We start from the raw sequence: 21,784 nt of genomic DNA, 5'->3' as shown, positions 1-21,784 counted from the left end.
AAGTACCGCGACAGCCATGCCGCTGCGCCGAAAGGTGGCGCCATGGTTGATAGGCGGCGCGCTGTTGTGCGCTTCGGCGCTGGGCGTCGGCGCGGCACAGGCGCAGCAGGCCGAAAACGCGCCCACCGCATCAACATGGGTCAGCGCCAATGCGCAAGCCGATGCCGAAGCCAACGCCAGATTGCGAGCGCGCAAAGAACGCCGCGCCCAGTTGAAGCGCGAGCAGTCAGAAAAGGCAAAACAAACGCGCAAGGAGCGCGAGGACAAAAAGAAAAGCGTCAAGTCCGAACAAGCCCCCCCCACCGCCAAGAAGCAGGATGTGGCCTCCAAACCCACCCCTCCGTCCTCGGCCCCGCCCACCGTATCGGCCAAGCCTGTCTTGATTGAGGCGACCACGCCCAAGCCGTTCCTGCCCCCGGTTCCCATAAAGAAGGCATCAGCCGAACCGTCTGATCCTTTGCTCGCGATGGGGGATGAATTGCTCTATCCGCTGGGCATGGGCCTGGTGCTCGCGGGGGGATTGGGCCTGCTGGGTTATACAATGCGCAAACGCCGTGATGCGGCCGCGCAAGGGGTGGGCCTATCCAACGATATGGCAAAACCGCCCACGCCTCATACACGCCCCGCGCCGGCCAAGGTCGGCCATGATGATCACGAGAGCGCCGATGTCATTGTCGAGTTGAGCGCCGCCCATGCGGGCGCCCTTGGCCCGGCGCGGGAAATTGCGCCCGATGAAATCCCCCTGCCCGCCCTGCGCGCCGCGCGGCCCCGGCATTTGCGCGGTGTTCATGCGGCCGCCCGCGCCACCGCCCAAGCCGCGCACCAGACAACCCTTTTGCCTGAGTCGGAAGAGGAACCAGAGCCCGTGCCACAATCGGACCATTCCGAACCGCCGACGGAACGCGGCGTTTTCAAACCTTCGGCGCTGTTCAGCCGGATTGATGAAGCCCCGCCGATCAGGCAAAGGCCGGTTGCCCCGCTCGACCCGCTGACCATCGGGTTCGAGGCCTTGCGGCTGACCATGACGCTGTCGCGGATCGAATTGCGTTTTCGCATCACTCTGCGCAATGACTGCCCCATTCCGCTGCACCAGATCCGCGTCGAGGCCTGTATGGGCACGACCGAGGGTGACATGCCCGAAACGCTTCAGGAACACAGGCTGGTCGGCCTGTTGCCCGGCGAAGAGGCAAGCATCAGCGAAGAATGGCGCGTTCCACTCAACAGCTTGCCGGTCTTGCGGCTGGGCACGATGCGGTTGCTGGTCGGTACGGCGCGCATTGCCGCTGTTCTGGAAGGTGATCCGATTGATCAGCCCAGCGAGATGACTTTCCTGATCGGTCTGCCCGAAGATGGGGGGCGGCTGGTGCCGATTCCCCTGGACGGCGTGGCCAGGGTCCACGACAATCTGGTGGTACAAAGCGTTTCAGCCGATCAGGATTAATGCAAGCCTTCGCACTTGCAATATAATACTTTAGGCCAGTACGGACTTCATCCCAGCGAATTTCGCGACAAAACTGTTTGCCTAGATCACATTTCAGGCTTACCCTTTTCGCTTTCGCAGCGAAGGAGGAGCGCGGGCGAATGGACAGCCTGGTGACAACACAATGGCTGGCTGATGATATGGCGGCATGCGATTTGCGTATCGTCGACGCCAGCAGCCACCTGCCCGACGCGGGTCGCAACGCGAGGGACGATTACGAAACCGGGCATATCCCCGGCGCCGTGTTCATGGATCTGGCCGATCTGGTCGATCCGGGGGCATCGGTGGAAAATACCTTGCCCAGCCCGGAGCGTTTCGCCAGCCGGATGCAGACGCTTGGCCTTGGTGATGGCAGCCGCATCGTGCTTTACGATGATTCGGCCATCCATTCGGCCGCGCGCGGCTGGTTCATGCTGAAATTGTTTGGGGCACAAAATGTCGCCATCCTCGATGGCGGTCTGGCCAAATGGCATGCCGAAGCGCGCAAGGTCGAAGAAGGCGACCGCCAATTGCGCCATCGCCACTATACCGCATGGCAATCGGCCGAAAAGCTGCGCGACAAGGTGGCGATTCTGGCCAATATCGCATCGCGGGCCGAACAGGTTGTGGACGCACGCGGGGCCGCCCGTTTTCAGGGCAACGCCCCCGAACCGCGCCCCGGCATGGCCGCGGGGCACATTCCCGGCGCGTTCAACGTACCCTATACCCAGATGTACAAGGCCGACGGCACGTTCAAGGACGCCAAGGGCATCCGCGCCGCGTTTGAGGATGCGGGCGTCGACCTGTCACGCCCGATCATCGCCTCTTGCGGCAGCGGGATGACCGCCTGCGTGCTGATCTTTGCCCTCCACCTGATCGGCAAGGATGACGTGGCGCTGTATGACGGCAGCTGGGCCGAATGGGGCGCAGACCCCGCCCTGCCCAAGGAAACCGGCCCGGCACAGAACCATACGGCCAAGGTTTGAATTTTTACCGCGACCGGGGCTTGATGCTCTTGGTCGCGGAAAAATTCGGGAATAGACCTATACTTATTCCCACAAACACCCTTTGCGGATCGGCCAAAACGCGCCAAAGCAGCGCCCATGGCCAAGAATATCGACACATCCACCCTGCATAGCGACACCAACCTGACGCTGGCAGGCCGCCGTCCGGAATGGACAGGCATCGAAAATCACCCCTCCGCCGTGGTCACGCCCGCCGTGTGGCGCGCATCGACGCATCTTTATCCCGATATGGCGGCGTTGCGCGCGGGCCATGCGTATAATGAGGACGGGCGTTTCTATTACGGGCGTCGTGGCGCGCCGACGCAATGGGCGCTGGCCGAAGCGCTGACCCAGATCGAGCCGGGCGCGGCGGGGACTGTGTTGTATCCCAGCGGTCTGGCCGCCATTGCGGGCGTGCTGCTGGCAGTACTGAAGCCGGGCGATGTGCTGTTGATGACCGATAATGCCTATGAACCCAGCCGCACGCTGGGCAATGGCATCCTCAAAACCATTGGCGTTGAAACCCGCTGGTTCGACCCCACTGATCTGGCCGGTTTCGAGGCGGCAATCTGTGATCGCACCGCCGCCGTCCTGCTGGAATGCCCCGGCAGTTTGACCATCGACGTTCAGGATGTGCCCGCCATTGCCGCCATTTGCCGCGACCGGGGCATCACCAGCATCATCGACAACACATGGGCCAGCCCGCTTGGCTTTGCCCCCCTGCCCCATGGCGTCGACATCACGCTGATGGCGTTGACCAAACATGCGGGCGGGCACAGCGACGTCATGATGGGCAGCGCCAGCGCCGGCCCGGAATGGTACGACCGCCTGCGCCGCCATGCCCAGCAATTGGGCACCGTGGTCAGCCCCGATGATGCCGCGCTGGTCCTGCGGGGCTTGCGCACACTGTCGATCCGGCTGGAGCGCGAAACGGCCAGCGCGCTGACCATCGCGCAATGGTTGGAACAGCGCAGCGAAGTGGCCAAAGTGCTTTGCCCGATGTTGCCCGGCGCGCCGGGGCATGATCTGTGGAAGCGGGATTTCACCGGCGGCTGCGGCCTGTTCAGCTTTGTCCTGCGCGGGGGATCGGGCGCGGCGCGGGACGCGTTGATCGATGCGCTCTCGCTTTTTGGCATTGGCTATTCATGGGGCGGGTTTGAAAGCCTTGCCACCCCGCTCGACCCGGCGCGCGTCCGCACGGCCAGCGCATGGCCGCTGTCGGGCATGGATGTCGAGGATAAATTCGGTGTGCGCCTGTCCATCGGGTTGGAGGATCCGCGCGATCTGATCGCCGATCTGGAACAGGCTTTGGCGGTCTGGGCCAGCGCCTGAACTAGGGTTCGGGGGCAAGGCCATCTCAACCTTGCCCCCCGAACGCCTATCCATTCTGTTGCAGGCGATAGGCATGAAGGCTGGCCGCGACCGCCTTTAGTTCCGCGTCCAGTTCAAGCAGCAGCGATTTGCCCGACGCCCCATCGTTACGCGCCAGCGCGGCCTCGGCCTTTTGCGCCATCAACCGCACGCGCTGCATGCCCAAAAGACCGGCATTGCCCTTCATCCGATGCAACCGCTTCAACATCGCCGTGTTGGGCTCGTCCAGCGAGGCGATCGAGTCATTTTCGTCCAGAAACCGCTGCATCGAGTTGAGAAACAGGGTCTTGTTGCCTGCCAGCCTTTCGCGGGCATCTTCAACATCAACGCCGTCGATCACCGGCCATTCATTGGCCGATTGGCCCGGCCCGTCCGCCGGTTTGGCCACTTCGGGTTCGACCAGCCCCACCACCACCTTCTGACGGATCGCCTCGATCAACGTCTTTGCGTCAAAGGGTTTGGTGATCATCCCATCCATCCGCCCCAGCGTCGCATCGCGATCATCGCAAGGCGCCGCCCCGGCGGTCAGCGCAATCACCGCCGGGCGTGACGTGCCAAGCGTCCATTCAATCTGTCGGAATGCCTCATACCCATCCATGACCGGCATTTGAATATCCATCAGGATAACGTCAAAGCCGCCCCTTTCGGCAATCACCTTTTCCACCGCGCGGGCGCCATTTTCCGCCGTGGTAACGATTGCACTTTCAAGCTCAAGAACATGGCGCGCGACTTCCAGATTAATTTCGCTGTCATCGACAATCAGCACACGCACCCCGCGCAAACGAGGCGCGCCAACCTCATCGCCCACATCGGCATATTGGACCAAATCGCCCTTGCCCAATTCGAACGGCAGATCGACCCAGAACCGGCTGCCCTTGCCCTGCTCGCTGGCCGCATCGATGTTGCCGCCCATCAACACCGCCAGATCGCGCGAAATCGCCAGCCCCAATCCGGTGCCGCCAAAGCGCCGCGTGGTCGATGTGTCGCCCTGTTCAAAGGGGTGGAACAGGCGAACAATCTGTTGCGGATCAATGCCGATGCCGGTGTCGTCCACCTGAAAGCGCAGATGCGCCATCTCGTCATTGCCGTGCATCTTGCTGACCGTCAGGGCCACCTGTCCGCTTTCGGTGAATTTGATGGCATTGGTGACAAGGTTCAGCAGGATCTGATGCAGGCGCCCACCATCGCCCACCAGCAAATCGGGCAGGTTCGTGGACCGCTTGAGCGCAAATTTCAGCTTTCGCGTGCCGATCTGTACCAGCGCCAGCCCTTCGATGCTGCGCAGGACCTCATCCAAACTGAAGGTTGCGATATTCAGATCGATCTGGTTCGCCTCGATCTTGGAAATGTCCAGCACATCATTGACGATACCCAGCAGAGCGCGGCTGGCCGCCTTGATTTTGCCCAACAGGTCGGACTGCTGCGGGTCCAGCTTTGTCCGCTCCAGAAGATAGCCCAGCCCGATAATGGCGTTGAGCGGCGTGCGGATTTCATGGCTCATATTGGCCACAAACATGCTTTTGGCACGATTGGCCGATTGCGCCTCGTCCAGCGCGCGTTGCAGCGAACGCTCATGTTCGTCCCGCAGCGCCTCTGTCGCCAGCCGCAACCGTTGATCGGCCAACCGCGTGGCATGTTCCAGTTCGGCCCGCCGGATCGCGCTGGTGATGACTTCGCGCAGGCGGTCCGGGCTGACGCTGGATTTGGCGACATAGTCCGACACGCCGCGCCGCATAGAATCGGCCAACACCTCTTCGGCATCGCGCAAAGTGACCAGAATGACCGGGCACGGCTCTTCCCTGTGCGCATGGACATCGGGGATGAGGTCCGTCCCCAATTCACCGCCCAGATGATAGTCGAGCAGCACGCAGTCGAACTGATGCTTGCGCAATTGCTGCCGCGCCGCGCTCAGGCTGTTCGCTTCGGCAATGGTGGAAAACATGCCCATCCGGTCGAGCGCGCGAATGAACACTTCGCGATCAACATCGTCATCATCGACCAGAAGGATGGATTGCGGGGTAATTTCGGTCATGACCGATCACCATCTCCGTCAGAGCGGCAGCCGGACGGACTGCGCATAATCATGCAACAACGTGGTCAGGCGCACCATTTGCGGACCAATGGCCGATTTGATCATGTAGCCCGCCACTTGATCTTTATACGCACGGGTCCGGTCGGCATCGGAATCCGATGTCGAGAGCACAAATATGACCGAGCTTGCCAAACTTGGGTCGGACCGCACCAATTCCAGAAATTCAAACCCGTTCATCCGGGGCATGTTGAGGTCGAGCAAAGTGATATAGGGCCGGTCCAGTTTCTTGGGCGATTTCCCGCGCAGGATGTCCAGCCCTTCCTGCCCATCGGCGGCCTCAACCACCTGAAACTGGCCGCCAATCTTGCGCAATGAACGCCGCACCGTTTCGGCCGTCACGTCATCATCATCCACCACGAGAATATTGACGATCTCAGTCATCAAGGTCACTCCGGGCAAAGCGCGGCCAATAGATGCGGAAATGACAGCCGCGCCGTCCATCATCACTCATCAGTTCGATATTGCCTCCGTGGGCTTCAACCAGCCTTTTCGCCACGGCCAGGCCCAAGCCGGAATTGCCGCGCCCGGCGCTCGACACGGTCTGGAACAGGCGAAAGGCCCGCTTCTGCGCCACCTCGGCAATGCCCGGACCGTCATCGCGTACATCGATCACGCACATATTGCCTTCGGCGCGACAACGGATCTGGATATTCTTTTCATCCTTATCGTGATGTTTGATCGCATTGGACACCAGATTGCGCAGCACCGTTGTGATCGGCACACGCACGCCGTCAAAACTTTCGCAATCGACATCAACCTCGATATGCACACCTTCGCCGGTGGCCTCCATGTCGATCACTTCCTGCACAATCGCATTCAGGTCGATCGGCTCTGTCTTGATCGTGCGGCGCCCCGCGCGGGCATAGGTCAAAAGGTCGTCGATCAACCTTTCCATCGCCGCCACGCGGTCGGCCATCCGGCCCAGATTTCGACGCACCTCCGGCGGGGCGAGTTCGCCATAATCTTCCTCGATAAATTCGATCAGATTGGCGATGCCGCGCAGAGGACTGCGCAAATCATGCGAGGCGACATGGGTGAATTCCTCAAGCTGAATATTGGCCTCACGCAGGCGCAGTTCAGCGCGCTTGCGGGTGGTGATGTCAATGACCAACGCACAGGTCAGCCGACCTTGCGGCGTGTCGACATAGGTCAGCGCGATTTCCACCGGGACTTCCATCCCATCACGCCGCCGACCGGCCAGATCACGCCCCAGCCCCATTGGGCGAACCTCAGGCTCTTTGATAAAGCCATCGCGCAGCGCCACATGATGGGCACGATCACGGTGCGGCAACAGGATCTCTATGGGCTGACCGATCAACTCTTTTGCACTGTAATCAAAAATTTTTTCCAGCCGCTCATTCACTTCGACAATCCGGCCCTTGTCATTCAGCAGGATCAGGCCGCAAGGCGACGAGGCAAACAGCGCACGAAAGGCGCTATCCATATCTGACGCCTGAAAGTCCACGGCCGTAGGTTCTCCAATCATAGTATAAACGCCTCCGCATGATCAGAAGCGGGGAGCCAATCATGGCCCACCATCACGCTCGCGCCAGAACCGTCTATTTTCGCCGCCAATCCGGCAACAGGAAAGAATTCAATCACCACGCCATCGCAAAAAGAACTTTTGAACGCCTTCATCCCCAGTTCGCCCCTCTGTAGTTTTTTATTTTTACCAATCGGCGCAAATAACCTCCTTCATGGCGGTCACTTTGTTCCTATGCGATGGACTTTATATTAATGGCCGATAAGTATTGGCGTCAAACCGTGGATTAACCCAAGTCGTACCAGTAATGCTCCGTTCCGGTTCTATTCAAACCGTCTCAGGCCGCCTCGTCCTGGGCCGAGGCCGACTTTAACGTGACGGTAAAGGTACTGCCCACGCCGGGGGTGGATTCGCAGCGGATTTCGCCATCCATCGCCGCCACCGCCTTGCGCGCCAGCGTCAGGCCAAGGCCCGATCCTTCATATTCGGTGCGATTGTGCAAACGAGTCAGCGGCTTGAACACGTGTTCCAGATATTGCTTTTCTATACCGATGCCATTGTCGGTGATCTTGGCCATGGCGGTATCGCCATTCTGTGTCACGACAATATCGACCGTCGGCTCTTCGCTCTTATTATACTTGATCCCATTCGTGATCAGATTTTGCAGAACCTGTGAAAGAAAGGAGGCGTTAACCACCACGAGAGCGTCACCCCGGAAATTCACTTTTGCATTCTTTGTGGTGATAAATTCCTGCAAAGACGCAATCGTTTCCTTAAGGATTTCGGAGAAGACGCAGACCTTCAATTCGGGCGCCTGCTGCAACAACGTATATTGCACCATCACATCGACCAGCGAGTCGAGGCGCCGCGCCGCATCATTCATGAATTTCAGCATCTGGGGCAGGCGCTCGCTCTTATTGCGCCGCGTTTCCTGACCGATCATGTCGGAAAAGGTTATGATCTGTCGCACCGGCTGTTTGAAATCATGAGCCAGCGCAAAGCCAAAAGCTTCGATTTCTACGCGTTGATCGTTGATGGTTTTCAACCGCCCGTTCAATTCAATCGCCGTATTGATCGCCCGGCGCAACGCCACGGGCGACATACGGTTTTTCGGGAAATAATCGGTCGCCCCGCTTTTCAACGTTTCGGCGGCCAGCAATTCGTCCCCCGCCCCGGTGCATAGGATGATGGGCAGGAACGGATATTGTTCCCGCAAATGCCGCACCAGCGTCAGCCCGTCCATGTCGGGCATTTCATAATCGACCAGCACGCAATCGACCGGCTGTTCACGGCAAATGGTCAACGCTTCCCGACCGCAGTTGGCGGTGATGGTGCGCGAATTGGGCTTGGCCGCGGCGATAATTCCGCTGACCAATGCTTGCGACAGAATGTCATCATCCACGATCAAAATCAGGTGATGCTTCAAATCCGCCTCCGCAGTCTGTCTTTATTGTCAAAGCATGACAAACCAGCGTTAATTCCATTTAAGGATTGTCCTACGCATTCACCGGGATAGCCAGCGAAACCGCCTCGCTTTCGGGGCAAAAGTTTCGCTACCCCCGGCCAAAGCCATTCTGCCTTTCAACCTTGCGCGGACAGGATCATGGGGGCAATCATGAATCGAACCACCTCTCATGGCCCCTATGGCAAGGTATGGCTTGTCGGCGCCGGTCCGGGCGACCCCGACCTGTTGACCTTGCGGGCGGCGCGGCTGATCATGTCGGCGCGGTTGATCGTGCATGACGGTCTGGTCGATCCGCGCATTCTGGCCATGGCGCCCTCGACGGCCCGCCTGATCAGCGTGGCCAAGCGCCGCAGCCGCCATTCGATGCCGCAGGATGACATCAACGCCCTGCTGGTGCGCGAGGCTCTGGCGGGCGGTGACGTGCTGCGTTTGAAGGGCGGCGATCCGTTCATTTTCGGCCGCGGCGGCGAAGAGGCAGAAGCCTGTGAAGCCGCAGGCGTCCCGGTTGAGGTCGTGCCCGGCATTTCGGCGGCGGTCGGCGCAGGCGCGGCCGCGCTGCTGCCCCTCACCCACCGCGATGCGGCCAGCGTGGTCAGCTTCGTTTCGGGCCAGTGCAAGGGCCTGACCGATCAGAACTGGGCGGGCCTTGCAGGGGTCGGCCGCACGCTGGTCATTTATATGGGTCTGGCCACCGCGGCCCAGATTGCCGAAAAACTGATTGCCGACGGGCTTTCCCCGGAAACCCCGCTGGCCGTGGTTGAAAATGCCACGCGCCCCGATATGCGCGTGCTGCGCTCTCCCTTGGCCGCTCTGGCCAATCTGGTCGAGCGTGAGAGGGTGCAAAGCCCTGCCCTTATCATCATCGGCGCGGTCACAGCCCGCGCTTCATCCCAACTGCGCGATCTGGCGCTGGAGGCTTTAAAGTGAAGATTATCACGGGCAATGACCTGAAATCCGGGGCGGTGACCTGGTGGAATGGGGCGGCATGGTCGCTTCATGTCAACGATGCGGTGGATGTGGGCGAAGAAGCCGCCACCGTGATCGCCGCCGAAGAAGCCGCCCGCCGCGTCAATGGCGCCTATGTCATCGATGCGGAACAGAGTGCCGACGGCATCCGCCCCGCGCATATCAAGGAACGCATCCGTGCGTTGGGCCCGACGGTCCGCCTTGATCTGTCTCTCGACCCCACTGCAACCCCATCCAAGGTGCTCTGATGTATCTTTACGACCATTATGATCAGGCGATGGTGGATGCCCGCGTCGCCGAATTCCGCGACCAGACCCGCCGCCGCATCGAAGGCACGCTGTCGGAAGAAAAGTTCCGCCCGCTGCGCCTGCAAAACGGCCTCTATCTTCAGCTTCACGCCTATATGCTGCGCGTGGCGGTGCCCTATGGCACGCTCTCGGGCGCACAGATGAAGATGCTGGGCGATATCGCGGACAAGTATGACCGCGGCTATGGCCACTTCACCACGCGCCAGAACATCCAGTACAACTGGATCAAGCTGGAAGACACGCCCGACATCCTGGCCGATCTGGCCAGCGTCGAAATGCACGCGATCCAGACATCGGGCAATTGCATCCGCAACATCAGCGCCGACCAGTATGCCGGCGCCACGGCGGACGAACTGATCGATCCGCGCCCCTATGCCGAACTGCTGCGCCAGTGGTCGTCGTTCCACCCGGAATTTCTTGCTTTGCCGCGCAAGTTCAAGATCTGCGTGATTGCGTCCGACACCGACCGCGCGGCCATGCGCCTGCACGACATCGGCATCCAGATCGTTCGCAACGAAGCGGGCGAAATCGGCGCTGCGTTCTACGTGGGCGGCGGCATGGGCCGCACCCCCTTTATCGCGCCGCTGGTCAAGGCTTTCGTGCCGCTGGACGAATTGATCACCTATTCCGAGGCGTGCCTGCGCGTTTACAACCGCTATGGCCGCCGCGACAACAAGTATAAGGCGCGCATCAAGATCCTCGTCCATGAACTGGGCGTTGAGGAATATCGCCGTCAGGTCGAGGAAGAGTTCGCCCATCTCAAGACGCTGGCGATTGAACCGCCGCTGGCCGAATTGGAGCGCATCAAGACCTTCTTTGCCGATCCGGCCTATGAAGCGGGCCTGTCGGATGATCTCGACCTGTCGAACCCGGCGTTTGCCGCATGGGTGCGCAACAACACCGCCACGCACAAGACGCCGGGCTATGCCATCGTCAACATCAGCCTCAAGCCGATCAAGGTGCTGGCCGATGGGACCAAGGAAGCGGGCATTCCGGGCGACGCCACGGGCGAACAGATCCGCGTGATGGCCGACCTTGCCAAGACCTACAGCTTTGACGAACTGCGCGTCACCCACACCCAGAACATCGTCCTGCCCCATGTGCGCAAGGCCGACCTGTTCACGGTCTGGGAAAAGCTGGTCGCGGCGGAACTGGCCGAGGCCAATCTCGACAAGATCACCGACATCATCGCCTGCCCCGGCCTTGATTACTGCACACTGGCCAATGCCCGCTCGATCCCTGTGGCGCAGAAGATCGCCGAGCGCATGGCCGACAAGGCCGAGGAAATCGGTGAGCTCAAGCTCAAGATTTCCGGCTGCATCAACGCCTGCGGCCACCACCACGCGGGCCACATCGGCATTCTGGGCGTCGACCGCAAGGGTCTGGAAAATTACCAGCTCCTGCTCGGCGGCTGCGAAGGCGCGGACACCTCGCTTGGCAAGATCGTCGGCCCCGGCTTTGACGAAGACGGCATCGTGGGCGCGGTCGAAAAGGCAACGCAAGTCTATCTGGCCAACAAGGAAGGCGAGGAACGCTTCCTCGACACCTATCGCCGCATCGGCATGAACCCGTTCAAGGAAGCGATCTATGGCTGACGTCCAGTTCCTGTTCCGCGAAGGTGAAGAGGCCGTTTCGGCCCCCACTGTCGCTCTCTCGGCCTTTGCCGAAGACACCAATGCCACCGCCGTGGTGATCCAGCCGGGCGAGGACGCGCGCGCGCTGATCCCCCATCTCGATCGCCTTTCGCTGGTTGAAGTGACCTTCCCGGCCTTCACCGACGGGCGCGGCTTCTCCTCGGCCCGCATCCTGCGTGAAGCCGGCTATACCGGCGAATTGCGTGCCAGCGGCGACATTGGCGTCGATATGCTCAGCCACCTGCACCGCTGCGGTTTCGACGCGATTGCGCCGAACCATCCGCTCGACCTCAAGGAAGCCGACACCGCGCTCAAGACCTGGCCCCAGGTCTATCAGGCGACGGTGATCGATGGCCGCAAGCCCATCTGGGCCCTGCGGCACGGGCTGTAAGGCGATGGCCTCCCGCCCGGTCGACCGCATCGACACCTCGGCCCGTTTCACGGCCGAGGATGTCGCCGCGCTCAACGCCCGCTATGCCGATGCCAGCACGCAAGAGGTGCTGCGCGCGGTGCTGGTCGAAGGCGTCGCCGGGCGCGTGGCGCTGGTGTCCAGCTTTGGCGCGGAAAGCGCTGTGCTGCTGCATCTGGTGTCGGGCATTGCGCCTGACGCCCCGGTGCTTTTCCTCGAAACCGGCAAGCATTTTCCAGAAACGCTGGCCTATCGTGACACGTTGATCGCGCATCTGGGGCTGACGGGCGTCATCAACCTGACGCCCGACGCCGAGGTGCTGGCCAAGAAGGACGATGCGGGTCTGCGCTGGTCCTATGACCCGGATGGCTGCTGCGAAATCCGCAAGGTCATCCCGCTGGCCAAGGCGCTGGCCGGGTTTGACGCCTCGGTGACGGGGCGCAAGGGTTTTCAGGCCGCCACCCGCGCTGGCCTGCCGATCTTTGAACTCGACACCACCGATGCGGCGGGCCGGCTCAAGGTCAACCCGTTGATCGATTGGGATGCGGCGCGTCTGTCGGCCTATATGGACGAACATGATTTGCCCCGCCATCCGCTGGTGGCGCAGGGTTATCCGTCCATTGGCTGCATGCCCTGCACCAGCAAGGTTGCGCCGGGTGAAGATCCGCGTTCGGGCCGCTGGCGCGGTTGGGACAAGACCGAATGCGGCATCCATGTCGATGGCGCGGCCAGCAATATTTCCGATCTGCCGCCGGGGTATGAACCGGCGTTTTAACCGGACCAATAGCGGGTGGCGGGGCCTTGTTCCCCCGCCCGCTTTGCCCTATCCGCTGGCGCCATGTCTGTCATATCCCAGCTCTCCGACCTTGCCGATCCCGCGCTCACGCCCCGCCTTGTGCTCAAGGTGGGATCATCGCTGTTGGTGGATGGCGCGGGGGCGCGTCGCGAATGGCTGACCGCACTGGTCACCGAAATCGCCGCGGCCAAGGCGCGGGGGCAGGATGTGATCGTGGTGTCCTCGGGCGCGATTGCGCTGGGGGCGCGGCGTCTGGGGCTGGAAAAAGGCGGGCGCGGCAGCCTTGCCGATGCGCAGGCCGCCGCCGCCGTGGGCCAGATCGCGCTGTCGGGCCTGTGGGCCGAACTGCTGGGCGCGCATGGTCTGACGGCGGCACAATTGCTGCTGACGCTGGAGGATCTGGAGGATCGGCGGCGCTATCTGAACGCCACGGCGACGCTCACCCGCCTGCTGGATGCGGGCGCGGTGCCGGTGATCAATGAAAACGATTCGGTGGCGACACAGGAAATCCGTTTTGGCGACAATGATCGCCTGGCCGCCCGCGTGGCACAGGCCGCGCGCGCCGACGCGGTGCTGCTGCTCTCGGACATTGACGGCCTTTACGACCGCCACCCGCGCGAACCGGGCGCACAATTGCTCCCGCTGGTCAAAGGCATCACCCCCGAAATCCGCGCCATGGCCAGCCCCGTTTCGGGCAGCGGCATGGGGTCGGGCGGCATGATTTCCAAGCTTCAGGCCGTAGAAATTGCCGAAATGGCGGGCATCGCGCTGGTCATCGGCAATGGCACGGTGGAAAGCCCACTGCGCCGGATCATGGAACAGGGCGTGGGCACGCTCTTCCTGCCCCGCTCGCGCAAGCCTGCACGCAAGGCGTGGCTGGGCGGGCGACTGCGGCTCAAGGGCTCGCTGACGGTCGATGCCGGGGCGGTCAAGGCCCTGCGCGGCGGAGCCAGCCTGCTGGCCGCCGGGATCACGGCGGTTGAGGGGCAATTCGGGCGCGGCGATGCCGTGGCCATCCGCGATGCCGACGGCACGGTGCTGGCCCATGGACTGGTCGAATATGAAGCCGCCGAATGCACCGCGCTCAAAGGGCACCAATCGGCCGATCATGCGGAAATTCTGGGCTATGCGCCCCGCCCCGCCGTGGTCCACCGCGATCAATTGGTGATGGTCTGATGGTGCGCAAGGATCGGCCTCTGGTCGCGCTGACCGGAGGCACGGGCTTTGTGGGCCAGATGGTCATCGAGGTCGCCCAATCACGCGGCATCACTGTCAAGGCGCTGGCCCGGCGCGCGCAGGCCGCAAGGGACCATGTTGCGTGGGTGGCGGGCGATCTGTCCACACGCAGCGCGCTGGACGATCTGATGGCCGGGACCGAGGCGGTGATCCATGTCGCAGGACTGGTCAACACGACCGACCCGGACGAATTCGAACGCGCCAATGTGCTGGGCACGATGAACATGATCGAGGCCGCGCGCGCCGCTGGTGTGCCGCGCTTTATCTTCGTCTCCTCGCTTTCGGCGCGTGAACCCGAACTGTCGGCCTATGGGGCCAGCAAGGCGCGGGCCGAAATGCTGGTCAAGGCCAGTGGTCTGGATTGGACGATCATTCGTCCGCCCGCCGTCTATGGCCCGCGTGACGCGGAAATGTTCGAATTGTTCCGCGCGGCCAAATGGGGCGTGGTGCCTGTACCCGCCGGTGGCCGCGCCAGCATGATCCATGTCGAGGATCTGGCGCGGCTGTTGTTGGCGTTGATTCCGGGCGGGCCGGCGGTCAACGGCCACGTGTTCGAACCCGATGACGGCGTACCCGAAGGTTGGGCCAATGAAGACATGGCCCGCGCCATTGGCGCCGCGTTGGGCAAACGTCCGTGGGTGATCGGCCTAAAGCCGGCTTTTCTGCGTTTGGGGGCCAAAATTGACGGGATGCTGCGCGGGGCAAAGGCCAAGCTGACGCCTGATCGCGTAGGCTATATGACCCACCCCGATTGGGTGGTCAGCCCGGCCGCCGCCCCGCCCCGCGACATCTGGCGGCCGCTGATTGAAACGCGCGGCGGCCTGACGGGTACGGCCGAATGGTATCGCCGTGAGGGCTGGCTCTAGGGCCAGCCCCATCGGGTTCAGCCCAAGGGTGACCAGGGGGTGTCGTCGGTTTCTTCACGTTCGCCCACCGGGCGTTCGGTGATCGTTGCCGCGGGCAGATAGGAAATCACGGCGTCCAACAACTGGCCGATGCCGGCCCCGCTGGCGCCCGAAATCGCGAAGACTTCGTCCGCGCCCGCGTCCAGTAATTCCTCACGATAGGCCGCGACCAGTTCGTCATCGGCCTGATCGATCTTGTTCAGCACGACCAGACGTGCCTTTTCATCAAGGCCCGCGCCATAGGCTTCGAGTTCTTCTTCGATGATCTGCATGGCCTCTGCCGGTTCCACCGGCGTACCGTCCTTATGAACGCCTGCAATGTCGATCAGATGGATCAGAACGCGGCAACGTTCGATATGACCAAGGAAACGGTCGCCGATACCAGCCCCTTCGGCCGCGCCCGCGATCAGGCCGGGAATGTCAGCCAGCACGAATTCACGGTTCTTGTGCCGAACAACGCCCAATTGCGGACGCAGCGTGGTGAACGCATAGGCGCCCACCTTGGCCTTGGTATTCGACACCGCATTGATAAAGGTCGATTTGCCCGCATTGGGCAGGCCCAGCAAACCCACATCGGCCAGCAGCTTGAGCCGCAGCCAGACATACATTTCCTCGCCCGGCCAACCCGGACCATGTTGACGCGGCGCACGGTTGGTCGATGACTTGTACGAAGCATTGCCCCGGCCACCGTCACCGCCGCGCAGGAACACCTCGCGCTGGCCCGCCTCGGTCATGTCGAGCAGCACGGTTTCGCGGTCATCATCAAGGATCTGGGTGCCCACCGGCACCTTGATCACCAGATCCTGTCCACCCGCGCCGGTACGGTTTTTGCCCGCGCCGCCGCCGCCGCGCGGGGCCTTGAAATGCTGGGTATAGCGAAAGTCGATCAGCGTATTGAGACCCGCCACCGCTTCGAAAATGATATCGCCGCCTTTGCCGCCATCGCCACCATCGGGGCCGCCATATTCAACATATTTCTCGCGGCGAAAGCTGACCGCACCGGGGCCGCCGCTGCCAGAGCGGATATAGATCTTGGCTTGGTCGAGAAAATGCATGGCTAAAATCCGGCGTAAAAACGTATGAAAATTCAATGCGAAAAGGGCCGTCTGGCAAAAAAGCCGACGGCCCAATCGCTTATCGCATGGCACTTGGTGGAGCCGAGGGGGATCGAACCCCTGACCTCGTCATTGCGAACGACGCGCTCTCCCAGCTGAGCTACGGCCCCGTTCCAGTGCAGTCCTTAGTGCAAAAACACCTTGGGTCGCGACCCCTTAGCGAAAGCGCCACGGGGTGGGAAGGGGAAAATTTCGTCAAACCCGAAAAATCTCTACCTTCCCACGCCCAGGTCAATTGGTGCCGAGGCTGGGCTTTGGCGCGCCGGGGGTGCCATACTTGGCCTCCCATTCGGCCAATTCGACACGGTATTGTTCATAGGCGCGATAGAAGTTTTCATAGACGCGCGAAAAATTGGCAAAGCTGCGCTTGGAAAAATCGGGCAAGTCGGCCGCCTTGATCGCCGCACTCTCTCGGCTCATCACCAGCGCCGCATCGCAGAAATGGGTCAATGTCGGCGGATAGGCGAAGTAATTATAGACCTGCGTCATATAGGTTTCGCGCGTGCGGATATAGTCCTTGGCGCCATACTTGGCCTTGAACGTGGCATCCACGCCCGCATTGGCGCGGGCCAGCGGCTTGGCATGGCTCTTGAGGAAGGCGCGGTAATTGTCGGCAATTTCGACATAGGCCGGGCCGTTACAGTTGAGCGCGGCAACATTATAGGCCGCACGCAAATTCCACACGAGTTGAGAATCGACGGAATCGACCAGAATCGTGTGACGCACGCCATCGGCCCCGATGCTGGGGATGGACACATTGCCCGCTGCGCCAAAGGGCGCCTTGGGACGGGGCGGGATCACCACAACCTTGGGCGGAGGGGGGGGCGGAGGCGGCGGAGGCGGCGGAGGGGGGGGCGCCGAACAGGCCCCCAAAACAGCCAAACCAAAACCCATCAATGCCAACCGGATACGATTCACCTGCCACCTCATTTCACGCGCCGGTCCCTGATCACGGCGCAAAGTTTAATCCAAATACCCCAAGCGGGGTGCAAAGAAAATGCCCGAGGCGCCGGATGGCTCCTCGGGCACGATAATTTGCCTGTTCCCAGGCTCCCTGATGAAAGGTTTAGCGGCGATCACCCAGGAAGCTGAGGAGGAACTGGAACATATTGATGAAGTCGAGATACAGCGTCAGCGCGCCCATGATGGCCACGCGTTCGGCATAAGGCGTGCCCGCAACCTGCACATAGCTGTGCTTGAGCTGCTGGGTGTCATAGGCGGTCAGACCCGCAAAGATCAGCACGCCCAGCACCGAGATGGCAAAGCCCAGACCCGGCACGTGGAAGAACATCGAGATGAGCGAGGCGATGATCAGGCCGAACAGGCCCATGATCAGAAAGCTGCCCATACCCGACAGGCTCTTCTTCGTCGTGTAACCCACAAGGCTAAGACCAGCAAAGGCGCCGGCAGTGGCAAAGAAGGTCAGCGCGATCGAAGCCCCGGTGTAAACCAGCAGCAGCGAGGAGAGCGAAAGCCCCATCGCCACGGCAAAGCCCCAGAAGCAGGCCTTAAGCGTGCCGGTCTGCATTCGCCCCATGCCCGCGCTCATCGCGAAGACAAAGCCCAAAGGCGCCAGAACGATCAGCCAGCGCAGCGGCGTTACGAAAACCTGCGCTGCGATCCCGCTTTGCACGAACAACAGCGCGACAATGCCCGAAAGCATCACGGCCGATGCCATGTAATTGTAAATCGACAGCATATATTTGCGCAGCCCCACATCGAGGGTTGCTGCGTCAACATACCCAGCATTCATCCTCGAAGACGCGCCAAAGCCCGTCTGCGTGGGCTGGGGGTCATTCCAGATGGCCATGTCATTCACTCCATATAGCGCCGATCAGCAAAACCTGCGGCGCACTCAGGGAATATCGCCCTTACGCCCCACGCTTTCAAGCGGGGCGTAGTGTAAAATTGGTATCAAAGTGTTGCTCTGGCGCAAATTGTGTAAAATTTGCCGCCAAATGGTACGCGCGCTTGGCTTACTTGGCCGCTTCGCGCGCCATGGCGCCCAATTCGACATTGCGATCGCGCGAAGCCGTCAGCGTATCCAGCATCAGCTTGGCCAACGCCCCGCCTTCATCCAGCACCGCAACCCCGGCCAAGGTCGACCCACCCGGCGAACATACCCGCCGCGCCAATTCGCCCGGCCCCACATCCGAAGCCGCCGCCAGCGCCGCCGCCCCATCCACCGTCGCCAGCGCCAGACGCAGCGACTGTGCCGGATCAAGACCCAGCTGCGCCCCGCCCGCGGCCAGCGCGTCGATAAAGCGATAGACAAAGGCCGGACCCGACCCCGCCAGCGCGGTCACCGCATCGAACAGGCTTTCCTCGACCCATTCGGGCGTACCCAAAGGCGCCAGAAACGCCATCACGCATTCGCGCGCGGCCTCATCCATCCCCATCGCGGCAACGCCGATCGGCGATTTGCCCAAGGCAGCCGCAAGGTTGGGCATGACCCGCACCAACCCGCGCGCATCAGGGAAACGCAGCGAAAGGCTGGCCATTTCGACACCGGCCAGCATCGAGAGAACCACCGTATCCGGCCCAGCCAGAGCCGTAAGCGCCCCGGCCACGCCATCAAGCATTTGCGGCTTGACGCCCAGAATCATCAGGTCAAAGACCCGTCCTTCCGGCAATTCACGCAGCAATTCCACGCCATCGGGCGCCGAGGCCAGAAACGGATCGTAAACCGTGAAGCGCTCCGCCGGAACTCCGCCCCGGAGCCATCCGGTCAGCATGGCGCCGCCCATATTGCCGCAACCAATAAACAAAACCGTCGCAGGCCAGTTCGCCGCCATGATCAAGCCTCCCCTGCCGCGTCGACCAGAGCGGCGGCCAAAGCCTCGGACGGGCTCTTGTCGCCCCACAGGATGAATTGAAACGCGGGATAGAAACGGTCGCATTCCTCAACCGCCACCTCGACCAGCATCTGCGCCTGGCTGAGGCTGAGCAGCCCATCATCGCCCAGCAACAAGCCGTGGCGATAGAGCAGCATCGTGTTGTTCGACCAGATATCGAAATGGCCCAGCCAAAGCTGTTCGTTGATCAGGCCCAGCACCTCGAACATCGCGCCGCGCTTGTCATCGGGCACGCGAATGTCGGGAAGGCACAGCAATTGCAGCACATTGTCTTCCGACCGCCACACCGCGCGCAACTGATAGGTTGCCCAACTGCCCTGCACTTCGCCGGTGATTTCATCGTCGCCGACGAATTCATAATTCCAGCCCCGCGCCTCGAACAATTGTCCGAGCATCTCGACCGGCGCGCAATCTTCATGCCGCCCGAAATCGCCCTCGCCTGTCCTCATCATGCTCATTCCAGTCTCAAGAACCCGATGCGGCGCGCCCCTGACCCAAGCCGAAGACCTGAAGCGCGGGAGGCCTATTGATACGCCGCTTGCATGGGGCACTCTTGGGCCCAAGCACAAGCCGCGCAACCTTCATGGCCTGCGCATAACTCCATAAGCCTGTTTACAGCTTGTGGAAAAGAGACAAGCGGCGCCCCATTATGAGACGAAACGTGGCTGATTACAGTGAATCAACCACTTGGCCCGCCGGGCTGATCCAGACGAAACTGTCATTATGGCCGGATTTATGCGCCTTTTCATTAAAGGCTTTGGCCGCCGCTTCTGTATCAAACGGCCCGACCAACACGCGATTGGTGCGGCCCCAGTCAGAAATCGACGGCCTTTGGGCCTTGAACAACTCGGCTTCACTGCGCTGCAACTTGCGCCAGTCGAACAAAATACGGTCATTGTCACGACCAACGCCCACCTGAACCCAGATACGGCTGGGATGCTGGGGCACGGACGTAGCCTCCTTGGCCTTTTCCTTGACTGGTTTTTCGACGACAGCCTTTTCTGCCAGCGCCTTTTCAGCGCCCAGCTTCTCCTTGCCAGTTTTACCGGCCTTATCCTTGGCCGACTTTTCCTTCGCGGCCAGTTCCTTCGCCGCCAATTCCTTGGCTGCCTGCTCCTTAGCCGCCAGTTCCTTGGCAGTAGGCTCCTTCACCGGGGGCTCCTTCGACGGAACCTCCTTGGCCACAGGCGCGGCAGCAGTGTGGGCAGGCTGGATCTTGCGAATATCCACCGCGCCGCTGGCGGGTATCGGCGCGGTTGACGCCTTGCCGAAATCCTCGAACAATTCCGCAAAGCTGGGCTTTTTGCCCGGCGCTGGCTTGACGGCCTGCCTGACGGGCGCGGGCTTAACCGGCTCCGGCTTGGGCTCTGCACGAACAGGGACCACGCGCGCGACCGGCTCAACCACCGGTTCGGACGTTTCCGCCACCGTCGCCACCTGCGGCGCACGGGCCGCACTGCGCGACAAATCAAAACTGGTGACGGCCGCAGGGGCCGCCGCCAAAGGCGCAGGCCGCGCTTCCACCACCCGCGCCGCAGGACGCGTTGCAGGCGCCGCAGCCGCCAGTTCCACCGGCACCGCAGGCTCATCCACGCGCGAAGGCTTCGGCTCAGGCGGCGCAGGTTCACCACGCGGAGGCAATTCCTCGCTGCCCCTGCGCGGCGCCCTTTCCACCTTCGCGCCGGGCCGGGAAACTGGTTCTGCACTGGCCAGACGAGTTCCCAAAGGCTGTCCAGCAGGCACCAGCCCCTGATCCGCCATGGTGGGCCGCTTCAAATGCTGGCTGGCGATGTAATCGGCGATACGGGCGTTTTCCTGCCCGATCTGCGACGGTTGCGGGAAAAAGCCCAGATTCGCCGCCGCTGCCTGCTGCGCCGGGGTCAACTGGCGCATGTATCGCAAATAGGGCGCCATCGCGCTGGCCATTTCAGGCGGCATGGTCGAATTGGCGATGGATACCGCCTCCTCCTCACGCCCCAAAATCGCATAGGCAAAGGCACGAATGCGCCACGCCCCCCGGTCCTGTTTTTGCAGCAAAGGCGCGAGCACAGTTTCAACCGCGCGCCGATCGCCCATAATCGCCAAGCTTAACGCCAAACGACGCGCGGCTTCATCACCCGCCCCCGCGGCCAAAGCCTCGCGATAGTAGCGCTGCGCCGTGAGATTGTCGGACACCAGATCATAGGCCAAACCACGGTCGGCGATCTGCTCACCGGACAATTGCCCCGCCTTGGCCGCATCGTCAAACAAGCCCAGCGCCGTCACCGGGTCCTGCATCCGCATCCGCGCCGAGGCCAGATTGGCCATCACGCGCGGCTGATAGGGCTGCAAACGGTCTGCGCGGCTCAGAAAACCAATAGCCGCCTGCGTATCACCCATCGCCAGAGCGGATTCGCCCGCCTGCAACAAGGCTTCGACATCGCGCGGATTGCGGCCCAATCGGGCCAGCGCGGCGGACATCGCACGATTGGGGTCCATCCCTTCCCCCTGCGTGCCCACCTGTTGCACCACGGGATAGGAAGATTGCGCCAAAGCAGCGCCGGCACCCAATACCGATCCGGAAGCAAGCAAGGCAAAAGCAAGCCCTGCTCGACCCCCTGCCCGCACCATCGCCCGCAAAAGCTGCGGTTCAGGCCATACTGCGATCATCTCGCCGCGTCCTATAAACCGGGCAGACGATGCCTGC

General features: G+C 61.8%; 21 protein-coding genes and 1 tRNA gene. 10 read left to right on the top strand and 12 right to left on the bottom strand.

The features are described 5' to 3' along the window. Positions 1 to 16 precede the first annotated feature (16 nt). From AC2S2E_RS09205 to metC, 3 genes are all read left to right on the top strand, one after another. On the top strand, positions 17 to 1,441 hold the full coding sequence (locus tag AC2S2E_RS09205) for a hypothetical protein (protein ID WP_486522074.1): 1,425 nt from the start codon (positions 17 to 19) through the stop codon (positions 1,439 to 1,441). Positions 1,442 to 1,581: 140 nt separating this feature from the next. Then, positions 1,582 to 2,445 carry a 3-mercaptopyruvate sulfurtransferase gene (gene sseA / locus AC2S2E_RS09200; RefSeq protein WP_486522073.1) on the top strand — a complete coding sequence of 288 codons (864 nt, stop codon included), beginning with the start codon at positions 1,582 to 1,584 and terminating at the stop codon, positions 2,443 to 2,445. Positions 2,446 to 2,562: 117 nt separating this feature from the next. Further along, on the top strand, positions 2,563 to 3,795 hold the full coding sequence (gene metC / locus AC2S2E_RS09195) for a cystathionine beta-lyase (RefSeq protein ID WP_486522072.1): 1,233 nt from the start codon (positions 2,563 to 2,565) through the stop codon (positions 3,793 to 3,795). 46 nt (positions 3,796 to 3,841) lie between these two features. On the opposite strand, the gene AC2S2E_RS09190 is transcribed toward metC, so the two are convergent. The 5 genes from AC2S2E_RS09190 to AC2S2E_RS09170 all read right to left on the bottom strand — a co-directional run bounded on the left by AC2S2E_RS09190 (position 3,842) and on the right by AC2S2E_RS09170 (position 8,835). Further along, positions 3,842 to 5,866, bottom strand: a complete 2,025-nt coding sequence (locus AC2S2E_RS09190) for a response regulator (protein WP_486522071.1) — start codon at positions 5,864 to 5,866, stop codon at positions 3,842 to 3,844. A gap of 18 nt (positions 5,867 to 5,884) precedes the next feature. Beyond that, complete coding sequence (locus tag AC2S2E_RS09185; protein ID WP_476102777.1) at positions 5,885 to 6,307, bottom strand: response regulator; 423 nt, start codon at positions 6,305 to 6,307, stop codon at positions 5,885 to 5,887. Beyond that, positions 6,300 to 7,370 (bottom strand): sensor histidine kinase, encoded by a 1,071-nt coding sequence (locus tag AC2S2E_RS09180; RefSeq protein WP_486522070.1) that lies wholly within the window; start codon positions 7,368 to 7,370, stop codon positions 6,300 to 6,302. The genes AC2S2E_RS09185 and AC2S2E_RS09180 overlap by 8 nt, the downstream gene beginning before the upstream one ends. A gap of 38 nt (positions 7,371 to 7,408) precedes the next feature. Beyond that, on the bottom strand, positions 7,409 to 7,564 hold the full coding sequence (locus AC2S2E_RS09175; protein WP_476102781.1) for a hypothetical protein: 156 nt from the start codon (positions 7,562 to 7,564) through the stop codon (positions 7,409 to 7,411). A gap of 182 nt (positions 7,565 to 7,746) precedes the next feature. Next, on the bottom strand, positions 7,747 to 8,835 hold the full coding sequence (locus AC2S2E_RS09170; protein ID WP_486522069.1) for an ATP-binding protein: 1,089 nt from the start codon (positions 8,833 to 8,835) through the stop codon (positions 7,747 to 7,749). Positions 8,836 to 9,024: 189 nt separating this feature from the next. Here AC2S2E_RS09170 and cobA point away from each other — a divergent pair, with 189 nt between their 5' ends. The 7 genes from cobA to AC2S2E_RS09135 all read left to right on the top strand — a co-directional run bounded on the left by cobA (position 9,025) and on the right by AC2S2E_RS09135 (position 15,089). After that, positions 9,025 to 9,801 carry a uroporphyrinogen-III C-methyltransferase gene (cobA, locus tag AC2S2E_RS09165; protein ID WP_476102786.1) on the top strand — a complete coding sequence of 259 codons (777 nt, stop codon included), beginning with the start codon at positions 9,025 to 9,027 and terminating at the stop codon, positions 9,799 to 9,801. Continuing rightward, positions 9,798 to 10,088, top strand: a complete 291-nt coding sequence (locus AC2S2E_RS09160; RefSeq protein ID WP_476102788.1) for a DUF2849 domain-containing protein — start codon at positions 9,798 to 9,800, stop codon at positions 10,086 to 10,088. The genes cobA and AC2S2E_RS09160 overlap by 4 nt, the downstream gene beginning before the upstream one ends. Next, on the top strand, positions 10,088 to 11,743 hold the full coding sequence (locus AC2S2E_RS09155) for a nitrite/sulfite reductase (protein WP_486522068.1): 1,656 nt from the start codon (positions 10,088 to 10,090) through the stop codon (positions 11,741 to 11,743). Before AC2S2E_RS09160 ends, AC2S2E_RS09155 begins: the two co-directional genes overlap by 1 nt. Beyond that, positions 11,736 to 12,173 (top strand): DUF934 domain-containing protein, encoded by a 438-nt coding sequence (locus AC2S2E_RS09150; protein WP_476102793.1) that lies wholly within the window; start codon positions 11,736 to 11,738, stop codon positions 12,171 to 12,173. Before AC2S2E_RS09155 ends, AC2S2E_RS09150 begins: the two co-directional genes overlap by 8 nt. A gap of 4 nt (positions 12,174 to 12,177) precedes the next feature. Further along, entirely contained in the window at positions 12,178 to 12,966 is a 789-nt protein-coding gene (locus AC2S2E_RS09145) for a phosphoadenylyl-sulfate reductase (RefSeq protein ID WP_476102796.1), read from the top strand. 63 nt (positions 12,967 to 13,029) lie between these two features. Continuing rightward, entirely contained in the window at positions 13,030 to 14,163 is a 1,134-nt protein-coding gene (gene proB / locus AC2S2E_RS09140) for a glutamate 5-kinase (RefSeq protein ID WP_486522067.1), read from the top strand. Further along, positions 14,163 to 15,089, top strand: a complete 927-nt coding sequence (locus AC2S2E_RS09135) for an NAD-dependent epimerase/dehydratase family protein (protein WP_486522066.1) — start codon at positions 14,163 to 14,165, stop codon at positions 15,087 to 15,089. The genes proB and AC2S2E_RS09135 overlap by 1 nt, the downstream gene beginning before the upstream one ends. 17 nt (positions 15,090 to 15,106) lie before the next feature. On the opposite strand, the gene obgE is transcribed toward AC2S2E_RS09135, so the two are convergent. The 7 genes from obgE to AC2S2E_RS09100 form a co-directional block, all read right to left on the bottom strand. Beyond that, on the bottom strand, positions 15,107 to 16,183 hold the full coding sequence (obgE, locus tag AC2S2E_RS09130) for a GTPase ObgE (protein WP_476102804.1): 1,077 nt from the start codon (positions 16,181 to 16,183) through the stop codon (positions 15,107 to 15,109). Between the two features lie 94 nt (positions 16,184 to 16,277). Continuing rightward, a tRNA-Ala gene (locus AC2S2E_RS09125) sits at positions 16,278 to 16,353 on the bottom strand. Between the two features lie 121 nt (positions 16,354 to 16,474). Then, positions 16,475 to 17,044, bottom strand: coding sequence for a hypothetical protein (locus AC2S2E_RS09120; protein ID WP_476102806.1), 570 nt, complete (start codon positions 17,042 to 17,044; stop codon positions 16,475 to 16,477). A 265-nt stretch (positions 17,045 to 17,309) separates the two neighbouring features. Beyond that, positions 17,310 to 18,053: a Bax inhibitor-1/YccA family protein gene (locus AC2S2E_RS09115; protein ID WP_486522065.1), complete on the bottom strand. Its 744-nt coding sequence runs from the start codon at positions 18,051 to 18,053 to the stop codon at positions 17,310 to 17,312. Between the two features lie 166 nt (positions 18,054 to 18,219). Then, positions 18,220 to 19,038: a pyrroline-5-carboxylate reductase gene (proC, locus tag AC2S2E_RS09110; protein ID WP_486522064.1), complete on the bottom strand. Its 819-nt coding sequence runs from the start codon at positions 19,036 to 19,038 to the stop codon at positions 18,220 to 18,222. Between the two features lie 2 nt (positions 19,039 to 19,040). Then, complete coding sequence (locus tag AC2S2E_RS09105; protein WP_476102814.1) at positions 19,041 to 19,550, bottom strand: type III secretion system chaperone family protein; 510 nt, start codon at positions 19,548 to 19,550, stop codon at positions 19,041 to 19,043. A gap of 217 nt (positions 19,551 to 19,767) precedes the next feature. Further along, positions 19,768 to 21,747, bottom strand: a complete 1,980-nt coding sequence (locus tag AC2S2E_RS09100) for an SPOR domain-containing protein (protein ID WP_486522063.1) — start codon at positions 21,745 to 21,747, stop codon at positions 19,768 to 19,770. Positions 21,748 to 21,784: the final 37 nt, after the last annotated feature.

Source organism: Novosphingobium sp. 550D (assembly GCF_057401885.1).
This window is presented reverse-complemented; position numbering and strand designations above follow the sequence as displayed.